We start from the raw sequence: 25,854 nt of genomic DNA on the forward strand, positions 1-25,854 counted from the left end.
CGAAGAGCCGTATCAAAGATACAGACTTCGCGAAAGAAACGACTCAAATGACCAAGTCACAAATTCTATCGCAAGCGTCAAGCTCAATCCTTGCGCAAGCGAAACAAGCGCCTAACTCAGCGCTAAGTCTTCTAGGTTAATTTCTAACCTAAGACAAGAACCTCATTGGCTCGTGGTGAGAGATGAGCGAGTAAACCCAGCTTCGGCTGGGTTTTTTTATGCCCGTTTTTTAGGTTTGGATAAGCTTGGGTTACCTCCAGTTACAATATTAGAGATTCATCACACTTCAGTAAGCCAAAGAAAATAATCGCAAAAAATTGAAAATTTCTCCTAAAGGATATTTATAGGCCGCCGTTAAAGGGACTGAGAGAAATGAGATGTACCTAAGTGAGGTGAGAGACACGACGGTGCATCAACTAAAGCCTTAAGGAGATCAACTATGGCGATTAACGTTAATACTAACGTTTCTGCGATGACCGCACAGCGTTACCTAAACCAAGCGGCTGAAGGTCAACAAAAATCAATGGAGCGTTTGTCTTCGGGTTATAAAATCAATAGCGCGAAAGACGATGCTGCCGGTCTACAGATTTCTAACCGTTTGAACGCACAGAGCCGTGGTCTGGACATGGCTGTGAAAAACGCGAACGACGGTATTTCTATTGCACAGGTTGCTGAAGGTGCAATGAATGAATCTACCAACATCCTACAACGTATGCGTGACCTATCGCTTCAATCTGCGAACGGTTCGAACTCAAAATCAGAACGTGTAGCGATCCAAGAAGAAGTGACAGCACTTAACGACGAACTAAACCGTATCGCTGAAACAACTTCATTTGGTGGTAACAAGCTTCTTAACGGTACTTACGGTACTCAATCTTTCCAAATCGGTGCGGACTCTGGTGAAGCAGTAATGCTTTCTATGGGTAACCTACGTTCTGATACTTCTGCAATGGGCGGTAAGAGCTACGCAGCAGAAGACGGTAAAGACGCGTCTTGGACAGTAAGTGACAAAACTGAACTTAAGATGAGCTACACCAACAAGCAAGGTGAAGAGAAAGAGCTGACTATCAACGCGAAACAAGGCGATGATATCGAGCAGCTAGCAACTTACATCAACGGTCAGAGCGACGATGTGAAAGCATCAGTAGGCGAAGACGGTAAACTACAAGTATTTGCTGCTTCTCAAAAAGTAACTGGCGATGTTGAGTTCTCTGGCAACCTAGCAGGTGAAATTGGTTTCGGCGACGCAAAAGACGTAACAGTTAAAGACATCGACGTAACATCAGTTGCAGGTTCTCAAGAAGCGGTAGCTATCATTGATGGCGCACTAAAATCAGTAGACAGCCAACGTGCGTCTCTTGGTGCATTCCAAAACCGTTTCAACCACGCTATCAGCAACCTAGACAACATTAACGAGAACGTTAACGCGTCTAACAGCCGTATTAAAGATACTGACTACGCGAAGGAAACGACAGCAATGACTAAGTCGCAAATCCTTCAACAAGCAAGTACTTCAATCTTGGCACAAGCGAAGCAGTCACCATCTGCAGCGCTGAGCTTGTTGGGCTAATTGGGTCGACTCAGCCTAGTGATACCATCACCAAAGCGATAGACCTAATCGTTAGCTCATAAGGTGGAAGGGAGATTGTAATGGAAATATCCTCCTACGCATCGAACATCCAGCCTTACGGCACACCGAGTGGCACAAAAGTTGCTAAAGAAAATGGCATAGGCACGCCTAGCACAGCAAGTTCTAACGGCACCGTTCCCATTGAAAAACCGAACGATGCCGAACGTGATCTCTCTGTTCAAGCTGCGATTGAAATGGCGGAGTCCCGCCAAGAGTTGAACAAAGAAGAACGCGAAAAAATGGTCGAGCAAATGAATGAATTTGTGAGCGCCATGAATAAAGGGGTAGCGTTTCGAGTCGATGAAGAATCGGGCCGAGACGTTGTGACGATTTACGAAGCCACAACCGGTGACGTAATTCGTCAGATCCCTGATGAAGAAATGCTCGTGGTATTGCGTCGCCTAGCTGAGCACACAGCTAACCGCGGTTTGTTAGTTGAAAAGGTGTAAGTCGTTTTTGAGGTGATTTGATGAGTTTAGGCCCTTTGGGGATGTCTGGCGGCATGGATATCAATTCCATGGTCAGCAAAATTGTAGATGCCGAGCGTGTGCCAAAGCAGCAACGCATCGACAACGAGCGTATGACAATTGACGCCAGCATCAGTGCCTATGGGCGACTCAGAGAATCGTTGGATACGATGAAAAATCTCATGGCGAATTTTCGTCAGGAGAAGGCTTTTGCCGTTCGTACGGTAGAAACCACCGATGATAAAATCGTATCCGCAACCGCAACTACTGACGCTATAGCCGGTAAGTATGCTATCGATGTGTTGCAGCTTGCACAGAGCCATAAAGTGGCTTCTGACGTTTTGCCAGAAGACGCCAAGTTTGGGGCTGGTAAGCTGCAGATTTCTCTTGGTGATGACACCTTCGACGTTAATGTCCGTTCTAGCTCCAAGCTAGTTGATGTCGTTCGTGGAATTAACGGCGCTAAGGATAACCCTGGCGTACGTGCTTCCGTGATTAACGACGTAGAAGGGCCGCGTTTGATCCTTGCCTCAAACCTTTCAGGCAAGGACCATCAAATTAAAGTCAGTGTGGAAGCCGAAGCCGGTAACCCTCTGAAACATTTCGAATACAAAACTCTGGAAGACCGAGTGAACGCGCTTGAAGAAGCTCGTGAAGCGGCAGAAGCCGTACTTGGACCTCTGAAAGAACCAGAGTCAAAGACCGATGCAGACCAACCTGAACAGGTGGATGCAGACGGCAATCCTATACCTCCTGAAGAACAAAAAGCGGCAGAGAATGCGCAAGATGGCGCAGCGGATGAACCGATCTCTGCAGCTGGTGCCGCTGCGGCGAAAGCAGGGCAAGAAGCAATTGATGCTGCCAATAAACGAGCGGGTATGCGTCCGCAAGACAGTATCCCTGGCTGGACTGAAACTGCTTCAGGCACACTCCTCGACTCTTACCGTCCGCCAGAATTAGAGTTGGACGAAGAAGCCATTGCTAAAGCTCCAGACGTACCGGGTTGGAACAATGCTGTCTCTGGCACACTGACCGATTCTTACGTGACGACCAAAGAAGCTAAACAACAGCTCGAACAAGAGAAAGCTGAAATCGAGCAAAAGATTGCCGATGAAAAGCAAGAGCTTGACCAAAAAGTTGAGCGTGGCGAGTTAACAGAAGAGCAAGCGAAACAAATCCATCGTGCCAAGCTCGAGCCTGAAGAGCGTGAGCGTCTTGAGAAAATTGATGTCGCAGAGGCAAAGATCTCAGAGGCGCAAAAAGCCTTTGAAGTGTATTCAGGCATGACTGAAGTGCAAGCGGGTCAGGATTCGCAAGTGATGCTTGATGGCGTTGCACAACTGTCGAGCCATAACAACGTGATTGAAGACGCCATTGAAGGTGTAAACCTCACGTTGAAAGGCAAATCCGAACTGGGTAAACCGCCAGCTGAAATTGGCGTAGAGTACGATCGCCAAAGCGTTCGTGCAGACATCGAAAATTTTGTTTCAGCATACAACTCGTTCTACCAAACCTCAAAAGCGCTCGCCAGTGTCGATCCGACAACAGGCCAGAAAGGGCCGCTCGCGGGCGATAGCACAGTACGTAACGCTGATGCGCGCCTGAAATCGGTGTTCTCAACATCCATTGAAAAAGCCCCAGAAGACCTGAAATCTTTAACTGAGTTCGGTATTACCACCACACGCCAAGGTTCGTTGGAAATCAATTACGACATGTTAGATCGCCAACTGAACAACAACTTTAACGAGTTAGAGAAGTTCTTCGGCGGCAACACCGGTTTTGCCAAACGTGTGGAAGATGCGATTCAAGGCATCACGGGCTTCACTGGCAGCATCCGTACTCGTGAAAAGAGCCTGACAGAACAGAACTATAGATTGGGCGACGACCAAGCGGCATTAGATCGCCGCATGGACAGTTTAGAAAAACGTACCCACGCAAAATTCGCTGCAATGCAAGATGCCACAGGCAAGATGCAAGGACAGTTGGGGGCGTTGATGAACGCGTTGGGTCAATAGATGAAAAACGAACTCATTGAAATTAGTGATATTGATCAACTAATTACGCAAGAACTGGAAAAAGTCGACTTTAACGCTGAAGAAATTCAACGTTTGGTCGATATCAGGGAACAGTTATTGCAAAACCTGTTAACCATTGTTGAAAGCAATCCATCGGTTAAGCAGGAAGCAGAGTGGCAAGACTTGCTCATTCGTACCAAAAGAACTGTAGAGCTGATGCAAAACGAGACCACTAATGTTGGTAAAGAGCTTCATAAGTTCCGTTATGGTCAACGTTCGCTTCAGCAGTACAAAAAATTTATATAAAAGAGGAATACTATGCGCGGTTCTTTGCAAGCATACAAAAAGGTATCAGTCGACAGCCAATTGAGCGCGGCTTCTCCGCACAAAGTCATTCAAATGCTAATGGCGGGTGCAATTGAGCGTCTGATCCAAGGTAAAGCAGCAATGCAAGCAGGCAACATTCCTGCAAAAGGTGAGCGTCTGGGTAAAGCGTTGGACATCATCATCGCACTGCGCAGCTGTCTGTCTATGGACGACGGTGGTGATATTGCATCAAACTTAGATTCACTTTACGAGTTCATGATCACTCAGATCTCGGCAGCGAACCACCAAAACGATCCTCAACCGATCGACGATGTTATCGACATTATTCGTGAGATCAAATCAGCTTGGGACCAGATCCCAACTGAGTTTCACAACTTAACGGCTGCGGAAGTAGGCATTTAATAGATAAAACAATACCTTACTTATTTGGTAGGGTATTGTGTCTGATTGCACAGAAAGTCGTTCAGTAAAGTTACAATCAAGCTCACACCTCTTTATTGCTTGGTTGCCTTATTTTTTTATTCAAATAAAATAGAAGTCATTAGTGGCCCCTAATGGCTTTTTTTTGTTGCTGATTTTCCTATTTTGTCTATCGTTAATTGAGAGTGGTCCCACCTTTCTGACACTCAATTGCGCAAATCAAGGTCTGGCCGCAACACACCCATAATAAAGGCAATCATTCTTACTTATGCAAGGTTTGGCAAAGCTGCTTGTAATCGATGACGATGCACCAAGTCGTTTGAATATAAGCAATATATTGGAATTTGTTGGAGAAAGTTGCGAAGCTGTCAGTTCTGATCAGCTAGGCGATGTAGACTGGTCTAGCGTTTGGTCAGGTTGCATTGTTGGTAACATCTCTGCAGGTCGTGCTGCGACAGCGGTGATGACCCACCTCAACGAAGCGTACCATATCCCCCTTCTGGTTCTGGGTTCTTTCCCACTGCCTGTTGATGACTTGCCAAATTTTGTCGGTGAATTAGAACAACCTTTAAACTACCCGCAACTTAGCGAAGCGTTACGTCACTGCAAAGACTTCCTTGGTCGCAAAGGCGTTAATGTAGTCGCAAGTGCGCGTAAAAATACCCTTTTCCGTAGCCTTGTTGGTCAAAGCCGAGGCATTCAAGAAGTTCGTCATTTGATCGAACAAGTATCGGGCACAGAAGCAAATGTGCTGATCTTGGGTGAGTCTGGCACGGGTAAAGAAGTAGTCGCACGTAACATTCACTACCATTCTGCCTATCGTAATGGTCCGTTTGTGCCAATCAACTGTGGCGCGATCCCACCAGAGCTTCTGGAAAGTGAGCTGTTTGGTCATGAGAAAGGAGCGTTCACTGGCGCGTTGACCTCACGTAAAGGCCGTTTTGAACTAGCCGAGGGTGGTACGATCTTCCTTGATGAGATTGGTGATATGCCAATGTCGATGCAAGTGAAGTTGCTGCGTGTTCTGCAAGAGCGTTGTTTTGAGCGCGTAGGTGGCAACACCACGATCAAAGTAAACGTGCGTGTTGTAGCTGCAACGCACCGCGATCTAGAAACCATGATCGACGACGGCACGTTCCGTGAAGACCTTTTCTACCGCTTGAATGTTTTCCCAATCGAGATGCCTGCGCTAAAAGCACGTAAGCAAGACATCCCTTTGTTGCTACAAGAGCTAATGACGCGCTTGGAAGCAGAAGGCGGACAACCAATTTGCTTCACTCCTCGTGCGATTAACTCGCTGATGGAACACAACTGGCCGGGTAACGTTCGTGAACTTGCCAACCTTGTTGAGCGCATGATTATTCTCTACCCAAACAGTTTGGTCGACGTAAACCATCTGCCGACCAAGTACCGTTACAGTGATATTCCTGAGTTCCAACCAGAAGGTAACCCGTTTACTTCGGTTGAAGAACAAGAGCGTGACGTGTTCCAAGACATCTTCTCTGAGAACTTCAGTTTTGAAGATCAAAGCGATCTGGACCACAACATGAATGCTCCTCAAGCTTTACCGCCAGAAGGCGTGAACTTGAAAGAGCTTCTAGCCGATATGGAAGTCAACATGATCAGCCAAGCGTTAGAAGCACAAGGTGGTGTTGTAGCAAGAGCTGCTGACATGCTAGGTATGCGACGCACGACTTTGGTTGAGAAAATGCGCAAATACAACCTACAACGCTAGGTTTTATCTGACATCAAAAGTAAGCACTTTCCATTGTGCTTGTTGTCTTTTCCGACAAGAAAAGCGCACTTTTCCTAGTGTCAACTTCTTGTCGTTAGTATAATGCTATGATAAATATAGAAAATAGCTTGGTACGCTAATTGCTTGCCAAGCTATTTTAGTTTTTAAATGGCGATATTTCGACAGGCAGTGAATGGACAATAATACCAACCAATCCCATTTAGACTCGGTAGAGAATCAGGTCGAACGTTATAAGCAGGTTTTGGATGTGATGCCCGCAGGTGTGATCTTATTGGATACACACGGTGTGGTACGAGAAGCCAACCCAGAAGCGCACCGTATCCTTGAAATCCCACTGGTCAACGAGAAATGGTTCAACATCATCCAAGTGGTATTTGATCCGCGCGAAGATGATGGTCATGAAGTCTCACTGCGTAATGGCCGTAAGGTCCGTTTGGCGATCTCGGCCTCTGCGACGGGTCAACTTATCCTGATCACCGACCTAACAGAAACGCGTTTGCTGCAATCTCGCGTGAGTGACTTGCAGCGCTTGTCATCGCTTGGTCGCATGGTGGCTTCTTTGGCTCACCAAGTGAGAACGCCGTTATCGAGCGCTATGCTATATGCATCCAATTTAGGTGCGCCAAATCTCCCTCCGGCGACAAGAGAGCGATTCCAAAGCAAATTAATGGATCGACTGCACGATTTGGAGAAGCAGGTTAATGATATGCTGCTTTTTGCCAAAGGTGGTGATAATAAAGTCATTAAGCCTTTTAACATTGCTCAGCTTGTTGCCGAATATCAGCCGATGGTGGAAACCGCGCTGAAGAACAACAGCATCGACTACTTCCTAGAAGTCGAAGAAGAGAACACTGAGCTGTTAGGCAACGCTAACGCCATTGCTTCAGCACTGAGTAACTTAGTGATGAATGCGATTCAGATGTCTGGAAAGGAATCGCAAATAGATGTCTTTTTCCGCCCGGTGAACGGTGAACTGCGCATTTCTGTGCAAGACAGCGGTCCGGGTGTACCAAAAGAACTGCAAGCAAAAATTATGGAGCCATTCTTTACCACGCGTTCTCAAGGAACCGGGTTAGGGCTCGCTGTGGTTCAAATGGTTTGCCGTGCCCATGACGGTCGATTGGAACTTATTTCAGAGCAGGGTGATGGAGCCTGCTTTACCATGTGCATTCCGCTAGAGCGAGTGCAAGCAGAAGCGCAATAAGCGGCTTTTGTCGATAACAATTACTGGAGAATCATAATGGCGCAAAGCAAAGTGCTGATCGTAGAAGACGATGAAGGTCTTCGTGAAGCCCTAGTGGATACTCTGGCTCTGGCAGGGTACGAGTGGTTAGAAGCCGATTGTGCAGAAGACGCTTTAGTGAAGCTGAAGTCGAACGCGGTGGACATCGTGGTTTCTGATGTACAAATGGCCGGCATGGGCGGTTTGGCTCTGCTACGTAATATCAAACAGAATTGGCCAAACTTGCCAGTTCTTCTTATGACGGCTTACGCAAACATTGAAGACGCAGTGTCGGCAATGAAAGAAGGTGCGATTGATTACATGGCGAAGCCATTTGCACCAGAAGTTCTGCTGAACATGGTGAGCCGCTACGCACCAATCAAAAGTGATGACAACGGTGATGCAGTCGTTGCGGACGAGAAAAGTCTACGCCTACTTGCGTTAGCTGACAAAGTGGCACGCACGGATGCTAACGTAATGATCTTGGGCCCAAGCGGCTCAGGTAAAGAAGTCATGTCTCGCTACATCCACAATGCTTCAAACCGTAAAGACGGTCCTTTTGTTGCGATTAACTGTGCGGCGATTCCAGACAACATGTTGGAAGCGACACTATTTGGTTACGAGAAAGGCGCGTTTACTGGCGCGGTTCAAGCGTGTCCAGGTAAGTTTGAACAAGCCCAAGGCGGCACCATTTTGCTGGATGAAATCAGTGAAATGGATTTGAGCCTACAAGCGAAACTGCTGCGCGTTCTTCAAGAGCGTGAAGTGGAGCGTTTGGGTAGCCGTAAGAGCATCAAGCTGGACGTTCGTGTATTAGCAACCAGTAACCGTGACCTTAAGCAGTACGTGTCAGAAGGCAACTTCCGTGAAGACTTGTACTACCGCTTGAACGTATTCCCAATCTCATGGCCAGCACTTTGTGAGCGTAAAGGCGACATCTCGCCACTTGCGCAACACCTTGCTGAACGTCATTGCAGTAAAATGGGTATGCCAGTGCCTAAGTTCTCTCAAGTCGCATTAGATAAGCTGCTTCAATACCCATGGCCGGGTAACGTTCGTGAGTTGGATAACGTGGTTCAACGTGCTCTGATTTTGAGTGAAAACGGTGACATTGATGCAGAACACATTTTGCTAGAAGGTGTAGATTGGCAAGATGCCAGCAGCCTGCAACGTGTTGTACAAAATGCAGAAGTGGTGGTGCCAGATGTTAAGCCAGTCGCGCAAGCAGAATCTATCAACCGTGTTGCCGCTGGTGGTGAAGGACTCGGTGGTGAACTGCGTGACCAAGAATACGCGATCATTTTGGAAACGCTGATCGAATGTAACGGTCGTCGTAAAGAAATGGCAGAGAAATTGGGCATCAGTCCACGTACTTTGCGCTACAAACTCGCCAAAATGCGTGACGCTGGTATCGATATTCCGGCTTAGTATTCACATAAATAGCCATAGGACAAAAGTGTGGGTACACTACGGCACTATTGTCTTATGGCACAGTAATTGCTGTGTCAATAATCAGTTTTATTTAATAGTCAAACTTTTGGCTTAGAGGTGACAATGAAAGTTGATGGTATTCAGGCAGAAATGCGCGCCATGATGGTGGAAGCGACCAACACCGCTCCCGTTGCAACAGGTGCGAAAGTTGGGGCAGATTTTGGTGATCTCCTAACGAAAGCCATCAATAACGTAAACTCACTTCAAAAAGCATCGGGCGATCTGCAAACGCGTTTCGACCGGGGTGATGCCGATGTTTCCCTTTCTGACGTTATGATTGCTCGTAACAAGTCCAGTGTCGCATTTGATGCCACTGTACAAATCCGCAATAAGCTCGTTGAGTCCTACAAGGATCTCATGAACATGCCAGTGTAATTTTAGGTAATAAGTGTGGCAGACAAGTCTACAGATTTAACCGTCACTGATGGCGGCGCAGATGGTGCACTGATCGCTGGCTCAGATTTGGATGTGGATAGCCAAAACCCAGATCTTGAAGAGCGCAGTGCGTCAAAATTCGATATGGCAGTAGGCGACCTCGATTTACTTCGTCAGGTTGTGTTAGTGCTGTCTATCTCTATCTGTGTTGCGTTAATTGTGATGCTTTTCTTCTGGGTGAAAGAACCGGAAATGCGCCCGCTTGGTGCATACGAAACCGAAGAACTGATCCCAGTGCTGGATTACCTCGACCAGCAAAAAATCAATTACAAGCTAGATGGCAACACCATTTCTGTGGAATCGAGTGATTACAACTCGATAAAACTGGGCATGGTGCGTGCGGGTGTGAACCAAGCGACAGCGGCAGGCGATGACATTCTGCTGCAAGACATGGGCTTTGGTGTATCACAACGTTTGGAACAAGAACGTTTGAAGCTCAGCCGTGAACGCCAACTTGCACAAGCGATTGAAGAGATGAAGCAGGTGCGTAAAGCGCGTGTGTTGCTTGCTCTGCCAAAACACAGTGTGTTTGTTCGTCACAATCAAGAAGCGTCTGCCTCAGTATTTTTGACGCTCTCTACAGGCGCAAACCTAAAACAGCAAGAAGTGGATTCCATCGTTGATATGGTGGCAAGTGCCGTTCCGGGCATGAAGACCTCTCGTATTACGGTAACGGACCAACACGGCCGTCTGCTTAGCTCAGGTTCTCAAGACCCTGCGTCTGCTGCGCGTCGTAAAGAACAAGAGTTAGAGCGTAGCCAAGAGCAAGCGCTGCGCGAGAAGATCGATTCTGTTCTTCTACCAATCCTAGGTTTTGGTAACTACACCGCTCAGGTCGATATCCAAATGGATTTCAGCACTGTTGAGCAAACTCGTAAGAACTTCGATCCGAATACTCCAGCAACGCGCAGTGAATACGCGCTAGAAGATTACAACAACGGCAATATGGTTGCGGGCATTCCTGGCGCTCTAAGTAACCAACCGCCAGCCGATGCGTCGATTCCTCAAGATGTGGCGCAGATGAAAGACGGTTCGCTGACTGGGCAAGGTTCAGTCCGTAAAGAATCAACGCGTAACTTTGAACTCGACACCACTATCAGTCACGAGCGCAAGCAAACGGGCACATTGGCGCGTCAAACCGTTTCGGTGGCGATCAAAGACCGTCGCACCGTAAACCCAGATACGGGCGAAGTGACTTATACGCCGCTGTCAGAATCAGAAATTAACGCCATTCGCCAAGTGCTGATTGGTACCGTTGGTTTTGATCAAAACCGTGGTGACTTGCTAAACGTCCTTAGCGTGAAGTTTGCTGAGCCAGAGCTTGAGCAAATGGTTGATCCACCAATTTGGGAACATCCAAACTTCAACGATTGGGTTCGTTGGTTCGCGAGTGCGTTGGTGATCATCGTGGTTATCTTGGTTCTGGTTCGCCCAGCAATGAAGAAACTGCTTAACCCTGCGAGCACCGACGAAGACGAAATGTACGGACCAGATGGCTTGCCAATTGGTGCGGATGGTGAAACCAGCCTAATTGGTAGCGACATCGAAAGCGGTGAACTGTTTGAGTTTGGTTCAAGCATTGATTTGCCAAACCTTCACAAAGATGAAGATGTACTCAAAGCAGTACGTGCTCTGGTGGCAAACGAACCAGAACTTGCTGCTCAAGTTGTGAAAAACTGGATGAACGAAAATGGCTAACGATATCGTACCTCAAGATGAAAATGGCGTAGGTGTTCCTGCGGAGTTTGATGTCTCTAGCATGACAGGTGAAGAAAAAGCGGCGATTTTGCTACTAAGCCTGAACGAAGGCGACGCTGCTGGCATCATCCGTCACTTAGAACCAAAGCAGGTTCAACGGGTTGGTAGTGCAATGGCGCGCGCTAAAGATCTGAGCCAAGACAAAGTGTCTGGTGTGCATCGTGCGTTTTTAGAAGACATCCAGAAATACACCAACATCGGTATGGGCAGCGAAGACTTCATGCGTAATGCGCTGGTGGCTGCTCTGGGTGAAGACAAAGCAAACAACTTGGTCGACCAAATCCTATTGGGTACTGGCTCGAAAGGTCTGGATTCACTCAAGTGGATGGATCCTCGCCAAGTGGCAAGTATCATTGTCAACGAACACCCGCAGATTCAAACCATCGTACTTTCGTACTTGGAAGCGGACCAATCGGCAGAAATCCTTTCTCAGTTCCCAGAGCGTGTGCGTCTGGATCTGATGATGCGTATTGCCAACCTAGAAGAAGTTCAGCCATCGGCACTGGCAGAGCTGAACGAAATCATGGAGAAACAATTCGCAGGTCAAGCGGGTGCACAAGCAGCGAAGATTGGCGGCTTGAAGGCAGCAGCAGAAATCATGAACTACCTGGACAACAACGTCGAAGGTATCTTGATGGAGCAAATCCGCGACCAAGACGAAGATATGGCAACACAAATCCAAGATCTCATGTTCGTATTCGAGAACTTGGTGGAAGTGGACGACCAAGGTATTCAGAAATTGCTGCGTGACGTTCCTCAAGACGTTCTGCAACGTGCACTTAAAGGTGCCGACGACTCTCTACGTGAGAAAGTCTTCAAGAACATGTCTAAGCGTGCCGCTGAGATGATGCGTGACGATATCGAGGCAATGCCACCAGTTCGTGTTGCAGACGTGGAAGCGGCACAAAAAGAAATCTTGGCGATTGCTCGTCGTATGGCAGACGCTGGCGAAATCATGCTGTCTGGCGGCGCAGACGAGTTCTTATAATCCTTTTTTATTCCTCCTGCTTAAGTGGGAGGAATGCACTTCCTTAGTCGCACATTTTTCAAAGCACTTTATTTTAATATCAATTTCAACATAGACAGATTGTAGGTTAAGCATGGCTGGCGATAGAAAACGTGGATTTATCCGTCCTGATGAAGACGATGCGATGATCGAACCGCAGCGCTGGGGTTTGCCTGATTATGGTGAGCCGAAAGCAAAGCAAGCCAAGCAAACAGCGTTTAACTACGATCCAGGTTGGGTGCCAAACTTTGACGAACCGGAAGAAGAGCAAGCGCTTGAACTGACAGAAGAACAGATTGAGTTGATCAAGCAGGGCGCTTATCAAGAAGGTCTGTATCAAGGTCAAGAAGCAGGCTTTAAACAAGGCTACGACAAAGGCAAAGAAGAAGGCATTCAAGCAGGCCATGCAGAAGGTCTTGAGCTGGGTAAAGCGGAAGGTGTTACCGCTGGGCAAGAGTACATCCAGCAGCAGGTGGAAACCTTCATGAACTTGGCTAACCAGTTTGCTCAACCTTTAGAGCTGATGAACGCTCAGGTTGAAAAGCAGCTGGTGGACATGGTGCTGTGTCTAGTCAAAGAAGTTGTGCATGTAGAAGTGCAAACCAACCCTCAAATTATTCTCGATACAGTAAAACAATCTGTTGAAGCGCTGCCAATTTCTGGCCATCCAATTACCTTGCATCTGAACCCAGACGATGTGGCGATCATCCGCTCTGCATACGGCGAAGAAGAACTTGATTGTCGTAATTGGACATTGGTTGCAGAGCCAGCATTAAATCGCGGTGATGTACAAATTGCTGCTGGCGAATCGAGCATTAGCTACCGCATGGAAGAGCGCGTGAAAAGCGTGCTGAACAGCTTCTGTGGCGCGAATCGTCATCAAGGGGGCGAGTAGTCCATGCAAGCCTTGGCCGACCGTTTAAAAAACTACAAAGTTGAAGGCTTAACTACGCGTCCAGTTGCTTCAGGTAAGCTTGTGCGTGTTGTTGGCTTAACCCTGGAAGCGACAGGTTGTCGTGCTCCGATTGGCAGTTTATGTTTGGTCGAAACCATGTCCGGTCATATGGAAGCGGAAGTGGTGGGCTTTTCTGGTGATAACCTTTTCTTAATGCCGAGTGAGCAAATCACGGGCATCTTACCGGGCGCGAAAGTGACGCCTTTAACCAGCGAAGCAGGTTTGCCCGTTGGTATGGAACTGCTTGGGCGTGTGATTGATGGTGTGGGTAACCCACTTGATGGCCTCGGCCCGCTTTATACCGATCACCGCGCTTCGTTTAACGCTGAGCCAATTAACCCACTAGCGCGTAAGCCTATTTCTGAGCCACTTGATGTGGGTTTAAAAGCCATCAACGGCTTGTTGACGGTCGGTAAAGGCCAACGTATCGGTCTGTTTGCGGGTTCTGGTGTGGGTAAATCGGTCACCCTTGGCATGATGACGCGAGGCACGACGGCACAAGTTGTTGTCGTTGGGCTGATTGGTGAACGTGGACGCGAAGTAAAAGAATTCATTGAAGAGATTTTGGGTGAAGATGGACGCCGCCGTTCTGTGGTGGTGGCTGCACCTGCCGATGCTTCGCCTTTGATGCGCTTGAAGGGCTGTCAAACTGCACTGACGATTGCCGAATACTTCCGTGACCAAGGATTAGATGTTCTTCTACTGATGGACTCTCTGACGCGTTTTGCTCAAGCGCAGCGTGAGATTGCATTGTCTGTGGGTGAACCGCCTGCAACCAAAGGTTATCCGCCTTCGGTATTTGCTAAATTGCCTGCCTTGGTGGAACGTGCAGGTAACGGTGGTGATGATCAAGGTTCGATCACCGCGTTTTTTACCGTTCTGACCGAAGGTGACGATCTGCAAGATCCGATCGCCGATGCGTCACGTGCGATTCTCGATGGTCACATTGTCTTATCTCGTGAAATGGCAGATGCAGGTCACTACCCAGCCATCGATGTTGAGAAATCGGTGAGCCGTGTTATGCCGCAAATCACCACAGAAGAACACGTGTTGATGTCGAAAGCGGTGCGTCAGGTGTTGTCGATTTGCCGCAAGAACCAAGATCTGGTGTCGATTGGCGCTTATAAACCGGGGACTGACCCTGCTATCGATGGCGCATTCACCCTCAAGCCAAAACTGGACGAATACTTGCAGCAGCGCATGAAAGAGTCTGTGCCTTATGACATGTGTGTCAACATGTTGAAGAGCATCTTGGGTGGGTAATAGCGTATGAATAACGCCATGGAGTTCCTACTTGAGCAGGCAAAAGAACGCGAAGACCAAGCTGTATTAGCGCTCAATAAAGCTCGCTCGGAGCTTGAAGATTACTACCGCCAAGTTGAGCAAATTGAAAAGTACCGCTTAGATTACTGTCAGCAGTTGGTAGACCGTGGTATGGCAGGACTTACTGCAAGCCAATACGGCCACTTAAACCGCTTCTTAACCCAGCTTGATGAAACGCTTTCCAAGCAAAAACAGGCAGAAAACCACTTTAAAGAACAGGTGGTGAACTGCCAAGATTACTGGTTAAACATGCGTAAAGAACGGATGTCTTACGAGTGGATGATTGAAAAGCGCGAGAAAGAAAAGCAAATTGCGGAAGCGAAGCGTGAGCAAAAGCAGATGGATGAGTTTTCTACCTTGCTGTATAGCCGGAAACCGCAACGTTTTTAAGCGTTTCTCATCGTTATATCGCGTTAGTGCGTTTGCTACATCTCTACTGATTCAAGCAAAGTTACTTTCACCGAGTCTTGCTCTATCAATTCAAACACTTTTGGTCGAATCTCGCGAATCCACCATTCATTGTAGGTCTCTGCATATATCGCTTGTCGCGCTTGTTCACTGTCGAACTCACGTAACCAGACAAAGTAATCATACCCATCTTCACCCGTGTGAACATAGGTGTTTAAGACATGCATGCCTTTGGAGCGTTGGTAGGGCAGCAACTCATCTTTCATCCATGTTAACCATTGCTCTGTTTTGCCAGTTTTAATTTTATATTGGCGGAGTTCTGTGACTTTCAAAGCGATTCCTTATTGGTTGGGCAAGGTTTCTGTTTACGCTCCCACCAATGAATAGTCAAATCATGATGATGGTTTACGCATCTTTGATGTTGTTTGGGGATATCGCAAAGTTGATCTTTGTTCCACTGATGTTGCCTCACTTAACCGTCAGAAATTCCACACTATGCGTTGGCGTGATTTTTGCAATTTAGCCGTCAGTATCGGGTCTTTTGACCTAAGTTTGCCGCCTTTGTGCAATCCGGCAGCGAGTTGCTCAACGCTGCCGATGACGAGAGTTTCTATATGAATGTGAATTTATCCAATGTTTCTGCAACCAATAAGACGTCGGTTTCCGACTCTTCAAATAAAGTTGCTGCAGAAAACCCTGAAAGCAAAGGTTTTTTTGAAACCTTAGCCGGGGTATTTACTGATTCACAAAAAGCCGAAAAAGCGGTGGCAAAATCTGATGCGCCAGACGTATCGGCAGAAAACACAAATGAGGCGACAAAAGTCGCATCGGCAAAGTCAGAGGGTGAGAGCCAAGAAAAAGTCGCTGAAGCTGTGGATGGCGAGAAAGTGGCATCTGCAGAATCAACCGATGAGCTACTTGCTCAAGACGACGGTAAACAAGTTGCGAGCAGCAAAGCGGGTGAGCTTTCAGATAACGACTCGGCTTCTAGCGGTGTTAAACAAGCAAGTTCATCAGAAGGCGATGCAACCCAGTCAGCAGCAAATGGTGCTTCAAACCAAGTTACACAGGGCGCGATAGCAAACCAAACGCAGCCTAATAATGTAGACGCTTCTGAACCGGCGCCTAATGCTCAAGTGAAAAGTGCGATGGGTGAAGGCCAACAATTGTTGGGTCGTATTGAGCAAGCAAACCAAACGCTTAAGCCTAATGAGCAATTAGTTGATAGCGGCAAAGCATTGCCACCTGAGGCAGTATTGGCGCAACGCGTTACTCAACAGGAAAAAGACACCCCGCTGACTCCAGAACAACAAGCGATGCTTTCTGCTAAGCAATCCGGCCTACAAAGCGGCGCGGCGCAACCTGTTGGCAGTGACAAAGTAACGTTGGATGCCAATGGCAAACCCGTTGTATTGACAACGGAATCAGCCTCGAGCGCACAAGCAGCAAACACAAATCAAGCGGCTCCCGTTGCCGCGCAAATTGATTGGAACTCGCCAAGTACTCAAGCTGTTCACGCAGAAGCTACGGTGAATGCGACAACTCAAGCCGCGGTTAATGGTCAAGTTGTGGCTCAAGGTGCTCAGTCGATGGTTGGTGGAGAAGCATTGCAAACGGCATTTCCGATCGATACCGAAATCTCTGAAGTAAAACGTGTTTCTCTTGATGAGCTGCACATCATTGATACTAAGTTAGCGCAGGGTAAGCCTCTTTCACAACAAGAACTTGATGTGATTGAAGGGCTAAAAACGGGTGAGCTGGTTGCGGATATTCCTGTGCAAGAATTAGCGCAATTCGCGGCTTTACCAAGCGATGTAAAAGTGGCGATAGCAGAGCATCAAGCCGCTTCTAGCCAAACTCGTGTTGCGGCGTCTTCAGTGACGGCTCAACAAGCTCATCAGCTAGCCACGCAGGACATGAAGCACGCTGCAGCTCAAGCGAGTGCGCAGACAGCCGTATCCCCAAATGCTGACAAAGCCGCGTTATCTGCCATGCCAGAAGCGCTAGTGGCTGCAAATCTAAACCCAGCGGCGCAAGCTGCTTCTAGTGCAGAACTGAGTAAGAAAGTGATGAATGCTGGTCTTGCTGCAGGCGCATTGAAGGGTGCTTCAAGTAAGCAAGATAAACCGGAACCACAACATGGTTTAGCGGGACAAATTCAAGCGGCAGCAGGTCAACAAGGCGTGGCGGCTCAGCAACAGGCGCGAGTAGATGCTGCGCAGCAGGCACAGTTACCGTTGCAACTAACCAAAGAACTGGCCAATGACCAAGTGGCAGAGAAAGTACAAATGATGATGTCGAAGAACTTAAAGAACCTCGATATCCGTCTAGACCCGCCTGAACTTGGTCGTATGCAGATCCGCATGACAATGAACAACGACCTTGCCAATGTGCACTTTACGGTGGCAAACCCGCAAGCGCGTGACTTGATTGAACAAACCTTACCTCGCCTGAGAGAGATGTTGGCTCAGCAAGGTATGCAATTGGCGGATTCGTCGGTTCAGCAACAGAGCAGTGGTCAGCAACAAAGTGGCTACGCGAATGCGGAACAAAACGGTCAAAGCTCTCAAGGTCGTGGATTTTCTGGTCAGTCAGATGAAAACTTTGATGCCGACACGAATCTTGATTTGAATGTGGTTTCAAAGCGTGATGGAATTAGTTTTTACGCATAAAATAGCGGCCTAAAAAAGCAGAACAATAAGAGACAGTAATGGCAGAAGAACAGCTACAGGGTGCGGATGCACCAAAAGGAAAAAGTAAGTTACTGATCATCATTATCGCAGTGGTGGTTTTGCTTATCGGTGGTGGTGCGGCAGCTTTCTTTTTAATGGGTTCTGATGAACCTGCGCAAGCAGCACAAACCGAGCAGGCACAAGCGCAAACGGCAGCAGCGCCAATTGCGTACGTGAACATTGCACAACCGTTTATTTTTAACGTGACGGGAGATCGTCGCGATAGACTGGTACAAATCAAAGCGCAACTGATGGTGCGTGGCAGCGAGAATGAGCAATTGGCTCGTTACCATTCTCCACTGATAGAGAGTTCACTGCTATCGACATTTGCGTCAGCGACCGTGGAGCAACTTCGTTCTCCAACAGGACGAACTGAACTGCGTGATCGCGCTTCTGATGATATCAAAGCTGCATTGAATGCCGCTGTTGGTAAGCCAGTGATTGAGAAAGTACTGTTTACAGATTTTGTAATTCAATAGGTATAACGTGACCGATCTATTAAGCCAAGACGAGATTGATGCGCTTCTGCATGGGGTTGACGATGTTGATGACGTCGATGAACCCATAGATAACGACACCGAGGGTGCCGTCAGTTTCGATTTCTCGTCTCAAGACAGGATTGTCCGTGGTCGAATGCCGACGCTCGAACTTATCAATGAGCGTTTTGCCCGACACATGCGAATCAGCCTGTTTAACATGTTGCGTAAAACCGCTGAAGTGTCGATCAACGGCGTGCAGATGATGAAGTTTGGTGAATACCAAAATACCCTGTACGTTCCGACAAGTTTGAACATGGTGCGCTTCCGTCCACTCAAAGGTACGGCGCTGATCACCATGGAAGCACGCTTGGTGTTTATTCTGGTAGAGAACTTCTTTGGTGGTGATGGTCGTTTCCACGCAAAAATTGAAGGTCGTGAATTTACCCCAACTGAGCGTCGCATCATCCAGCTTCTGCTGAAAATTGTTTTCGAAGACTACAAAGAAGCGTGGTCGCCAGTAATGGGTGTGGAATTTGAATACCTCGATTCTGAAGTAAACCCAAGCATGGCAAACATCGTCAGCCCGACCGAAGTGATCGTCGTGAGCTCATTCCATATTGAAGTCGATGGCGGCGGTGGTGATTTCCACGTGGTCATGCCTTATTCGATGGTGGAACCAATCCGCGAACTGCTTGATGCGGGTGTTCAATCCGACAAGATGGAAACTGACGTACGTTGGAGCTCGGCACTGCGTGAAGAGATCATGGATTGCCCAGTCAATTTCCGTGTGAATCTGCTAGAGAAGGACATCTCTCTGCGTGATTTGATGGAGCTGCAACCGGGCGACGTGATCCCGATTGAAATGCCAGAACACGCAACCATGTTCATCGAAGACTTACCAACTTACCGTGTGAAAATGGGTCGCTCCGAAGACAAGATGGCAGTGCAGATCTCTGAAGAGATCGAACGCCCACACGTAGTAAAAACAGATTTAGCGTTCTTGGGTAAAGACATCATGTCTGAACTTGAAAACGACGACGATACAGACGATTAAAACCCTTACTCATTACAATCGCCTCGCTTTGTTCTCTGTTATCGACAACAAAGAATGAAGCCAGAAGTATGGCGCAGTAAGGTTTAACACAGGACAGAAAAATGGAACCAAGTGACGATCAAAAGCTAGCAGACGAATGGGCAGCCGCTCTTGGCGAAGACCCGTCTGCACCTTCAATTGATGTTGATGAAATATTGGCAGCGCCACTGGAAGAGTTAAAAGACACCTCTGCTCCAATTACGGAAGATGAGCGTCGTAAGCTCGACACCATCATGGATATTCCAGTGACCATTTCGATGGAAGTAGGGCGCTCACAAATCAGTATCCGTAACCTACTGCAATTGAACCAAGGTTCGGTTGTAGAGCTTGATCGCCTCGCGGGTGAATCGCTCGATGTACTGGTTAACGGTACTTTGATTGCGCACGGCGAAGTCGTTGTCGTCAACGATAAGTTTGGTATTCGTCTAACTGACGTGATCAGCCAAACTGAACGCATCAAAAAGCTGCGTTAATATGAGCAGTTCAATCAAAACGCGATTGAAGCAAATTACAGGAGCACTCGGCTTAATGCTGAGTGCTCCTTATGCATTTGCTGCCGCGCCAACGAGTTTGGACCTTGCGACCACGTTAGGTTCTTTAGTGCTGGTTATTGGTGTGATTCTATTTCTGGCTTGGTTGCTAAAGCGCATGCAAGTACCAGCAATGGGTCAACAAAAAGGGCTACGAATTGTTAGCCAGTTACCAGTCGGTACCAAAGAGCGCATTGCGGTTGTGCAAGTCGGTGAAGAGCAGTTTTTGGTGGGCATTACCAGCCAATCTATCCAAACCCTAGCCAAGCTTGAAAAGCCATTGAAAGAGGAAGAGTTGGCGACCAGTGCCTTCGCGAGTCAATTTAGCCAACTGATAAAAAAACATGACAAAGGATAATTCAATCCGCCTAATGCTGAGCACTTTTATGCTGCTCGTTGGCGTGCTGTTTTCTTCACTTTCGTTTGCGCAGGCAGAGGAATCGCCATTGCCTTCTAACCTTGCACAAGGTGATAGTGTGACGGTTCAGGCGATGGAAAACGAATCGGGCTCAAGCCGAAGTATGTCAGTGGGCAATGGTGGAGGGATTCCCGCCTTTACCATGACGACCAATGCCGATGGCAGCGAAGACTACTCGGTTACACTACAAATTCTTGCGCTGATGACCATGCTTGGCTTCTTGCCAGCCATGGTTATTTTGATGACGTCGTTTACCCGTATCGTGGTGGTGATGTCTATCTTGCGACAGGCAATGGGTCTACAACAAACGCCTTCTAACCAAGTCATTATTGGTATCGCGCTATTTTTGACGTTCTTTATCATGTCGCCTGTCTTGAATGAAATTAACGATCAAGCGGTACAACCTTATTTGAACGAGCAAGTGACAGCACGTGAAGCCTTTGATGCGGCGCAAGCACCGATGAAAGCGTTCATGCTTAAACAGACTCGAATTAAAGATTTGGAAACGTTCGTCAATATGTCTGGCGAAGAGGTAACAAACCCAGAAGACGTTTCGATGGCGGTGTTGATTCCTGCTTTCATTACCTCAGAGCTTAAGACTGCGTTCCAGATCGGTTTCATGTTATTCCTACCGTTTTTGATCATCGACTTGGTTGTCGCATCGGTGTTGATGGCAATGGGTATGATGATGCTCTCGCCAATGATCGTATCGTTACCATTTAAGCTGATGCTGTTTGTGCTGGTGGATGGTTGGAACTTGATATTGTCGACACTCGCCGGCAGTTTTGCCCTTTAGATTGGCACAGAGAGAAGAGGGTAAGACATGACTCCAGAAATGTTTGTCGAGCTTTTCCGTGATGCACTGTGGATGGTGCTGATCATGGTCTGTGCCATCATTATCCCAAGTTTGCTTATTGGTCTTGTCGTCGCTATTTTCCAAGCGGCAACCTCTATCAACGAACAAACGCTGAGTTTCTTACCGCGTTTGATTGTTACCTTGTTGGCTTTAATGTTGTTCGGCCATTGGATGACCCAAATGTTGATGGAATACTTCTTCGGCCTGATTGAACGCCTACCACAGGTGCTCTACTAGAGGCGCGTATGGAGTATCCGACCCATATCGTCCTCGACTGGATCGCAAACTACTTTTGGCCCTATACCCGTATTTCTGCCATGTTGATGGTGATGACGGTAACCGGGGCACGCTTTGTCTCACCTCGAATTCGTCTCTACCTCGGTTTAGCCATTACCTTTGCGGTTGCGCCTGCGATTCCTGCTGTGCCTCAAGATATTGAGCTGCTTTCTTTCCGTGGTTTCATGACCATTGCCGAGCAAATCATTATTGGTGTTGCGATGGGCATGGTGACTCAGTTTATGATCCAGACGTTTGTACTTTTAGGTCAGATCTTAGGTATGCAATCTAGCTTGGGTTTCGCCTCTATGGTGGACCCTGCTAACGGCCAAAACACCCCTTTGCTTGGTCAGCTATTTATGTTCTTGGCGACCATGTTCTTCCTTGCTACCGATGGGCATTTAAAAATGTTGCAATTGGTGGTGTTCAGTTTCAAGACCTTGCCGATTGGGTCTGGCTCGCTTAATGCGGTCGATTTTCGTGAAATGGCGAGTTGGCTTGGCATCATGTTTAAGACGGCATTGAGTATGTCGTTGTCGGGCATTATCGCGCTGCTCACGATTAACTTGTCATTCGGTGTAATGACACGTGCCGCACCACAGCTAAATATCTTCTCGCTTGGTTTTGCCTTTGCCTTGATGGTGGGCTTGTTACTTTGTTGGTACATTCTGGCTGGTTTGTACAGTCATTATGAATTGTTCTGGGCAGTGGGTGAGGAACAGATTTGTAACCTCATTCGCTTGGATTGCTAGGAGGCTGGATTGGCAGAGTCAGACGGTCAGGAACGCACCGAAGAAGCCACGCCCCGACGGTTACAACAAGCCAGAGAAAAGGGGCAAGTTGCTCGGTCAAAAGAGCTCGCATCGGCATCAGTGCTGATTGTGGGGGCTATCGCCTTAATGTGGTTTGGCGAGTCTTTGGCGCGCTCGCTGTTTTCCATCATGAGTCGTTTGTTTGATCTCAAACGCGATGAAATCTTCGATACTGCTAAGTTATTCGACATTGCGTTTGGTGCAATGACGGACCTGCTGTTCCCACTGTTTCTTATTCTTATCACTTTGTTTGTTGCCGCCATGATTGGAGCCGCAGGGGTGGGGGGCATCAGTTTTTCTGCCGAAGCGGCAATGCCAAAGCTTTCCAAGATGAACCCGCTCAGTGGTCTAAAGCGCATGGTGGGCATGCAAAGTTGGGTCGAACTGATCAAATCGATTTTAAAAGTCGCGCTAGTAACGGGGATGGCGATTTACCTTATCCAAGCGTCGCAAGCGGATTTGATTCAGTTAAGCATGGATGTGTATCCGCAAAACATCTTCCATGCTTTGGATATCTTGCTCAACTTCATCCTGCTGATCAGTTGTTCTTTGCTCATCGTTGTGGCTATCGATATTCCGTTCCAGATTTGGCAACACGCTGATCAGCTGAAGATGACCAAACAAGAGATCAAAGACGAATACAAAGAGACTGAAGGTAAGCCTGAAGTGAAAGGTCGTATTCGTATGTTGCAACGTGAAGCGGCTCAGCGTCGAATGATGGCCGATGTGCCGCAGGCCGACGTTATTATTACCAACCCGGAGCACTTCTCTGTCGCACTGCGCTATAAGCAGAAAACCGACCGTGCGCCAGTGGTGATTGCCAAAGGTACTGACCATATGGCAATGAAGATCCGAGAAGTAGCGCGCGAACACGATATTACTATCGTACCCGCTCCGCCATTGGCACGTGCGCTCTACCACACCACAGAGTTGGAGCAGGAAATTCCTGACGGCTTGTTTACCGCTGTAGCGCAAGTTCTGGCGTTCGTTTTCCAACTTAAGCAGTATCGTAAACGTGGCGGTCAACGACCGAAAATTCAGGACTACGACCTACCAATCCCACCTGAACATCGTCACTAATGAAAATAATTGCATGGTGTGATTAGACAAAAATTCACATTAGATCAAAGGATTGTGATTTCTTTGAGCAACTAGTCATTATTTTGGCGTTAATCATGGTACACACATTGCTTAAATCGCGTTAATCAACAACAATACCTAAACTTTTAGGCGAAAGCTGTCGCGTAATACTAGTTACATGTGTGTACTTACATGCCTCTGTTACGTGATGATCCAGACCGATTGAGACACCTCGCAGTATGAAGTTAAGCCTGCCATTTGCAGATAAATTACCCAAAATTCCACAGCGTTCCATGCCCGCCATTGGTGCGCCTGTTATGGTATTGGCCACCCTTGCAATGGTGGTGCTACCTATACCTGCATTCCTGTTGGATTTATTCTTCACCTTTAACATCGCCCTCGCTATGGTGGTGTTGTTAGTGACCGTTTACACACGTCGTCCACTCGACTTTGCTGCGTTCCCAACCGTTCTGCTTATCGCGACGTTATTACGTTTGGCGTTGAACGTTGCTTCAACCCGTGTGGTACTTCTGTACGGTCATGAAGGGGGCAATGCGGCCGGTAACGTAATCGAAGCCTTCGGTAACGTTGTTATCGGTGGTAACTACGCCGTCGGTCTGGTGGTCTTCCTTATCTTGATGATCATTAACTTCATGGTTGTAACCAAAGGTGCGGGTCGTATTTCTGAGGTAAGTGCTCGCTTCACCTTGGATGCCTTACCGGGTAAACAGATGGCGATCGATGCGGACTTGAACGCCGGTTTGATTGACCAAGACCAAGCGCGTTTACGCCGTTTTGAAGTGACTAAAGAAGCCGACTTCTACGGTTCAATGGACGGTGCGTCTAAATTCGTAAAAGGTGATGCGATTGCGGGTATTTTGATCCTGTTTATCAACATCATCGGTGGTCTATCGATTGGTATGGCGCAATACGGTTTGGGCTTCTCTGAAGCTATGCAAATCTACACCTTGCTGACCATCGGTGACGGCTTGGTGGCACAAATTCCATCGCTATTATTGTCTATCGCGGCTGCGATGATGGTAACGCGTCAAAATACTGATGAAGACATGGGCGAGCAGCTGATTTTCCAGATGTTCGACAACCCGAAAGCCCTCATGATCACCGCCGCGATTCTTGGTGTGATGGGTATCGTGCCGGGTATGCCTCATTTCTCATTCTTGTCATTAGCGGTTATCGCTGGTGGTGCAGCTTACTGGCTCGACAAGAAGCAAAAACAAAAAGCCAAAGAACCCGCGTTACCCGCCAAAGCGGAAGATGGCAGTGAACCAATTTCTCAACGCGAATTGTCGTGGGATGACGTGCAACCCGTCGATATCATTGGTCTAGAAGTAGGCTATCGCTTGATCCCGTTGGTGGATCGTGACCAAGGTGGTGAGTTGCTTGAGCGTGTGAAAGGGGTGCGTAAAAAGCTTTCTCAAGACTTCGGTTTCCTTATTCCTGCGGTTCATATCCGTGACAACCTAGAACTGACGCCAAACAGCTACCGCATCACCTTGATGGGTGTTGCTGTTGGTGAGGCCGAGATTCGTCCAGATCAAGAACTGGCGATTAACCCAGGTCAGGTTTACGGCATGATTGAAGGCGAGCCGACCATGGACCCTGCATTCGGTCTAGAAGCGGTTTGGATTCGTGAAGAGCAGCGTGAACATGCCCAAGCATTAGGCTACACCGTAGTGGACTCATCCACGGTACTAGCTACCCACTTGAGCCAACTGCTGACCAACAACGCGTCACAACTGATTGGTCATGAAGAAGTACAGAACCTATTGGAAATGCTCGGCCGTAGCGCGCCTAAATTGGTGGAGAACTTTGTTCCTGATCAGTTGCAACTTGGCGTGGTGGTGAAAGTGCTGCAGAACCTGCTTAACGAAGCTATCCCAATTCGCGATATTCGAACCATCGTGCAAACCTTGGCGGAGTACTCGAGTAAGAGTCAAGAACCTGACATTTTGACTGCCGCAGTTCGTATCAGTTTGAAACGTCTAATTGTTCAGGAAATCAATGGTATAGAGCCTGAACTACCAGTGATAACACTCATTCCTGAGCTGGAACAAATCTTGCATCAAACCATGCAGGCTTCAGGCGGCGAATCCGCTGGTATTGAACCGGGATTAGCTGAGCGACTTCAGTCCTCTCTGAGCCAAGCGACACAAGAGCAAGAACTGAAAGGCGAGCCTGCGGTTCTGCTGACATCTGGCGTATTGCGTTCCACATTAGCGAAGTTCGTTAAGAACACAATACCGAACCTCCGCGTACTGTCTTACCAAGAAATACCGGACGAAAAGCAGATCAGAATTGTGCAAGCCGTGGGCAACTAAGCCTGCGCATCATTAATGGATTTATA

General features: G+C 47.8%; 26 protein-coding genes. 25 read left to right on the top strand and 1 reads right to left on the bottom strand.

Annotated elements, in window-relative coordinates; translation table 11 throughout:
- The 15 genes from ATB78_RS28365 to fliJ form a co-directional block, all read left to right on the top strand.
- On the top strand, window positions 1-140 hold a 140-nt coding region (locus ATB78_RS28365; RefSeq protein WP_258184934.1), incomplete at its 5' end, for a flagellin.
- Between the two features lie 299 nt (window positions 141-439).
- Window positions 440-1,570, top strand: a complete 1,131-nt coding sequence (locus ATB78_RS11070; RefSeq protein ID WP_038896146.1) for a flagellin — start codon at window positions 440-442, stop codon at window positions 1,568-1,570.
- Between the two features lie 80 nt (window positions 1,571-1,650).
- Window positions 1,651-2,079, top strand: a complete 429-nt coding sequence (gene flaG / locus ATB78_RS11075; RefSeq protein WP_061008701.1) for a flagellar protein FlaG — start codon at window positions 1,651-1,653, stop codon at window positions 2,077-2,079.
- 20 nt (window positions 2,080-2,099) lie between these two features.
- Entirely contained in the window at window positions 2,100-4,112 is a 2,013-nt protein-coding gene (fliD, locus tag ATB78_RS11080; protein ID WP_061008702.1) for a flagellar filament capping protein FliD, read from the top strand.
- Window positions 4,113-4,418: a flagellar protein FliT gene (locus ATB78_RS11085; RefSeq protein WP_061008703.1), complete on the top strand. Its 306-nt coding sequence runs from the start codon at window positions 4,113-4,115 to the stop codon at window positions 4,416-4,418.
- Window positions 4,419-4,430: 12 nt separating this feature from the next.
- On the top strand, window positions 4,431-4,841 hold the full coding sequence (gene fliS, locus ATB78_RS11090) for a flagellar export chaperone FliS (RefSeq protein ID WP_005438665.1): 411 nt from the start codon (window positions 4,431-4,433) through the stop codon (window positions 4,839-4,841).
- Between the two features lie 286 nt (window positions 4,842-5,127).
- Window positions 5,128-6,594, top strand: a complete 1,467-nt coding sequence (locus ATB78_RS11095) for a sigma-54 dependent transcriptional regulator (protein WP_005438666.1) — start codon at window positions 5,128-5,130, stop codon at window positions 6,592-6,594.
- Between the two features lie 193 nt (window positions 6,595-6,787).
- Window positions 6,788-7,819, top strand: a complete 1,032-nt coding sequence (locus ATB78_RS11100) for an ATP-binding protein (protein WP_005438668.1) — start codon at window positions 6,788-6,790, stop codon at window positions 7,817-7,819.
- A 36-nt stretch (window positions 7,820-7,855) separates the two neighbouring features.
- Window positions 7,856-9,265: a sigma-54 dependent transcriptional regulator gene (locus tag ATB78_RS11105; protein WP_041057872.1), complete on the top strand. Its 1,410-nt coding sequence runs from the start codon at window positions 7,856-7,858 to the stop codon at window positions 9,263-9,265.
- 126 nt (window positions 9,266-9,391) lie between these two features.
- Complete coding sequence (fliE, locus tag ATB78_RS11110; RefSeq protein ID WP_005438670.1) at window positions 9,392-9,703, top strand: flagellar hook-basal body complex protein FliE; 312 nt, start codon at window positions 9,392-9,394, stop codon at window positions 9,701-9,703.
- 15 nt (window positions 9,704-9,718) lie between these two features.
- Window positions 9,719-11,461 (top strand): flagellar basal-body MS-ring/collar protein FliF, encoded by a 1,743-nt coding sequence (gene fliF, locus ATB78_RS11115; protein WP_005438677.1) that lies wholly within the window; start codon window positions 9,719-9,721, stop codon window positions 11,459-11,461.
- Window positions 11,454-12,509 (top strand): flagellar motor switch protein FliG, encoded by a 1,056-nt coding sequence (gene fliG / locus ATB78_RS11120; RefSeq protein ID WP_005438679.1) that lies wholly within the window; start codon window positions 11,454-11,456, stop codon window positions 12,507-12,509. Before fliF ends, fliG begins: the two co-directional genes overlap by 8 nt.
- 112 nt (window positions 12,510-12,621) lie before the next feature.
- A complete protein-coding gene (fliH, locus tag ATB78_RS11125) occupies window positions 12,622-13,422 on the top strand; it encodes a flagellar assembly protein FliH (protein WP_061008704.1) in 801 nt (266 codons plus the stop codon).
- Window positions 13,423-13,425: 3 nt separating this feature from the next.
- Window positions 13,426-14,745 carry a flagellar protein export ATPase FliI gene (fliI, locus tag ATB78_RS11130; RefSeq protein WP_005433019.1) on the top strand — a complete coding sequence of 440 codons (1,320 nt, stop codon included), beginning with the start codon at window positions 13,426-13,428 and terminating at the stop codon, window positions 14,743-14,745.
- 6 nt (window positions 14,746-14,751) lie between these two features.
- Window positions 14,752-15,195, top strand: coding sequence for a flagellar export protein FliJ (gene fliJ / locus ATB78_RS11135; protein WP_038896140.1), 444 nt, complete (start codon window positions 14,752-14,754; stop codon window positions 15,193-15,195).
- A 35-nt stretch (window positions 15,196-15,230) separates the two neighbouring features.
- On the opposite strand, the gene ATB78_RS11140 is transcribed toward fliJ, so the two are convergent.
- Complete coding sequence (locus ATB78_RS11140; RefSeq protein WP_061008705.1) at window positions 15,231-15,545, bottom strand: NIPSNAP family protein; 315 nt, start codon at window positions 15,543-15,545, stop codon at window positions 15,231-15,233.
- A gap of 282 nt (window positions 15,546-15,827) precedes the next feature.
- Here ATB78_RS11140 and ATB78_RS11145 point away from each other — a divergent pair, with 282 nt between their 5' ends.
- From ATB78_RS11145 to flhA, 10 genes are all read left to right on the top strand, one after another.
- Complete coding sequence (locus ATB78_RS11145) at window positions 15,828-17,885, top strand: flagellar hook-length control protein FliK (protein WP_061008706.1); 2,058 nt, start codon at window positions 15,828-15,830, stop codon at window positions 17,883-17,885.
- Between the two features lie 38 nt (window positions 17,886-17,923).
- The gene (fliL, locus tag ATB78_RS11150) at window positions 17,924-18,424 is read left to right on the top strand and encodes a flagellar basal body-associated protein FliL (protein WP_005438693.1); all 501 of its coding nucleotides are present in this window, start codon (window positions 17,924-17,926) and stop codon (window positions 18,422-18,424) included.
- 7 nt (window positions 18,425-18,431) lie between these two features.
- The gene (gene fliM / locus ATB78_RS11155; protein ID WP_005438695.1) at window positions 18,432-19,478 is read left to right on the top strand and encodes a flagellar motor switch protein FliM; all 1,047 of its coding nucleotides are present in this window, start codon (window positions 18,432-18,434) and stop codon (window positions 19,476-19,478) included.
- A gap of 101 nt (window positions 19,479-19,579) precedes the next feature.
- Window positions 19,580-19,990, top strand: coding sequence for a flagellar motor switch protein FliN (gene fliN / locus ATB78_RS11160; RefSeq protein WP_005438697.1), 411 nt, complete (start codon window positions 19,580-19,582; stop codon window positions 19,988-19,990).
- A 1-nt stretch (window position 19,991) separates the two neighbouring features.
- A complete protein-coding gene (gene fliO / locus ATB78_RS11165; RefSeq protein ID WP_005438699.1) occupies window positions 19,992-20,405 on the top strand; it encodes a flagellar biosynthetic protein FliO in 414 nt (137 codons plus the stop codon).
- Complete coding sequence (fliP, locus tag ATB78_RS11170) at window positions 20,392-21,261, top strand: flagellar type III secretion system pore protein FliP (protein WP_032802991.1); 870 nt, start codon at window positions 20,392-20,394, stop codon at window positions 21,259-21,261. The genes fliO and fliP overlap by 14 nt, the downstream gene beginning before the upstream one ends.
- A gap of 27 nt (window positions 21,262-21,288) precedes the next feature.
- The gene (fliQ, locus tag ATB78_RS11175) at window positions 21,289-21,558 is read left to right on the top strand and encodes a flagellar biosynthesis protein FliQ (RefSeq protein ID WP_005433008.1); all 270 of its coding nucleotides are present in this window, start codon (window positions 21,289-21,291) and stop codon (window positions 21,556-21,558) included.
- 8 nt (window positions 21,559-21,566) lie between these two features.
- Window positions 21,567-22,349 carry a flagellar biosynthetic protein FliR gene (fliR, locus tag ATB78_RS11180; RefSeq protein ID WP_005438703.1) on the top strand — a complete coding sequence of 261 codons (783 nt, stop codon included), beginning with the start codon at window positions 21,567-21,569 and terminating at the stop codon, window positions 22,347-22,349.
- Window positions 22,350-22,358: 9 nt separating this feature from the next.
- Window positions 22,359-23,489 carry a flagellar biosynthesis protein FlhB gene (gene flhB / locus ATB78_RS11185; RefSeq protein WP_038896138.1) on the top strand — a complete coding sequence of 377 codons (1,131 nt, stop codon included), beginning with the start codon at window positions 22,359-22,361 and terminating at the stop codon, window positions 23,487-23,489.
- Between the two features lie 239 nt (window positions 23,490-23,728).
- Complete coding sequence (flhA, locus tag ATB78_RS11190; RefSeq protein ID WP_005438706.1) at window positions 23,729-25,828, top strand: flagellar biosynthesis protein FlhA; 2,100 nt, start codon at window positions 23,729-23,731, stop codon at window positions 25,826-25,828.
- The last annotated feature ends 26 nt before the right edge of the window (window positions 25,829-25,854 follow it).

The organism is Vibrio sp. CUB2, from assembly GCF_001557945.1.
GTDB lineage: Bacteria > Pseudomonadota > Gammaproteobacteria > Enterobacterales > Vibrionaceae > Vibrio > Vibrio owensii.

Coding starts and splice junctions, on each gene's coding strand:
- fliE (WP_005438670.1), top strand. CDS start 9,392: ATGAAAGTTGATGGTATTCAGGCAGAAATGCGCGCCATGATGGTGGAA.
- fliL (WP_005438693.1), top strand. CDS start 17,924: ATGGCAGAAGAACAGCTACAGGGTGCGGATGCACCAAAAGGAAAAAGT.
- fliP (WP_032802991.1), top strand. CDS start 20,392: ATGACAAAGGATAATTCAATCCGCCTAATGCTGAGCACTTTTATGCTG.
- fliH (WP_061008704.1), top strand. CDS start 12,622: ATGGCTGGCGATAGAAAACGTGGATTTATCCGTCCTGATGAAGACGAT.
- fliJ (WP_038896140.1), top strand. CDS start 14,752: ATGAATAACGCCATGGAGTTCCTACTTGAGCAGGCAAAAGAACGCGAA.
- ATB78_RS11100 (WP_005438668.1), top strand. CDS start 6,788: ATGGACAATAATACCAACCAATCCCATTTAGACTCGGTAGAGAATCAG.
- flaG (WP_061008701.1), top strand. CDS start 1,651: ATGGAAATATCCTCCTACGCATCGAACATCCAGCCTTACGGCACACCG.
- ATB78_RS11085 (WP_061008703.1), top strand. CDS start 4,113: ATGAAAAACGAACTCATTGAAATTAGTGATATTGATCAACTAATTACG.
- fliS (WP_005438665.1), top strand. CDS start 4,431: ATGCGCGGTTCTTTGCAAGCATACAAAAAGGTATCAGTCGACAGCCAA.
- flhA (WP_005438706.1), top strand. CDS start 23,729: ATGAAGTTAAGCCTGCCATTTGCAGATAAATTACCCAAAATTCCACAG.
- ATB78_RS11105 (WP_041057872.1), top strand. CDS start 7,856: ATGGCGCAAAGCAAAGTGCTGATCGTAGAAGACGATGAAGGTCTTCGT.
- fliD (WP_061008702.1), top strand. CDS start 2,100: ATGAGTTTAGGCCCTTTGGGGATGTCTGGCGGCATGGATATCAATTCC.
- fliO (WP_005438699.1), top strand. CDS start 19,992: ATGAGCAGTTCAATCAAAACGCGATTGAAGCAAATTACAGGAGCACTC.
- fliN (WP_005438697.1), top strand. CDS start 19,580: ATGGAACCAAGTGACGATCAAAAGCTAGCAGACGAATGGGCAGCCGCT.
- ATB78_RS11070 (WP_038896146.1), top strand. CDS start 440: ATGGCGATTAACGTTAATACTAACGTTTCTGCGATGACCGCACAGCGT.
- fliI (WP_005433019.1), top strand. CDS start 13,426: ATGCAAGCCTTGGCCGACCGTTTAAAAAACTACAAAGTTGAAGGCTTA.
- ATB78_RS11095 (WP_005438666.1), top strand. CDS start 5,128: ATGCAAGGTTTGGCAAAGCTGCTTGTAATCGATGACGATGCACCAAGT.
- fliG (WP_005438679.1), top strand. CDS start 11,454: ATGGCTAACGATATCGTACCTCAAGATGAAAATGGCGTAGGTGTTCCT.
- fliQ (WP_005433008.1), top strand. CDS start 21,289: ATGACTCCAGAAATGTTTGTCGAGCTTTTCCGTGATGCACTGTGGATG.
- fliR (WP_005438703.1), top strand. CDS start 21,567: ATGGAGTATCCGACCCATATCGTCCTCGACTGGATCGCAAACTACTTT.
- ATB78_RS11145 (WP_061008706.1), top strand. CDS start 15,828: ATGAATGTGAATTTATCCAATGTTTCTGCAACCAATAAGACGTCGGTT.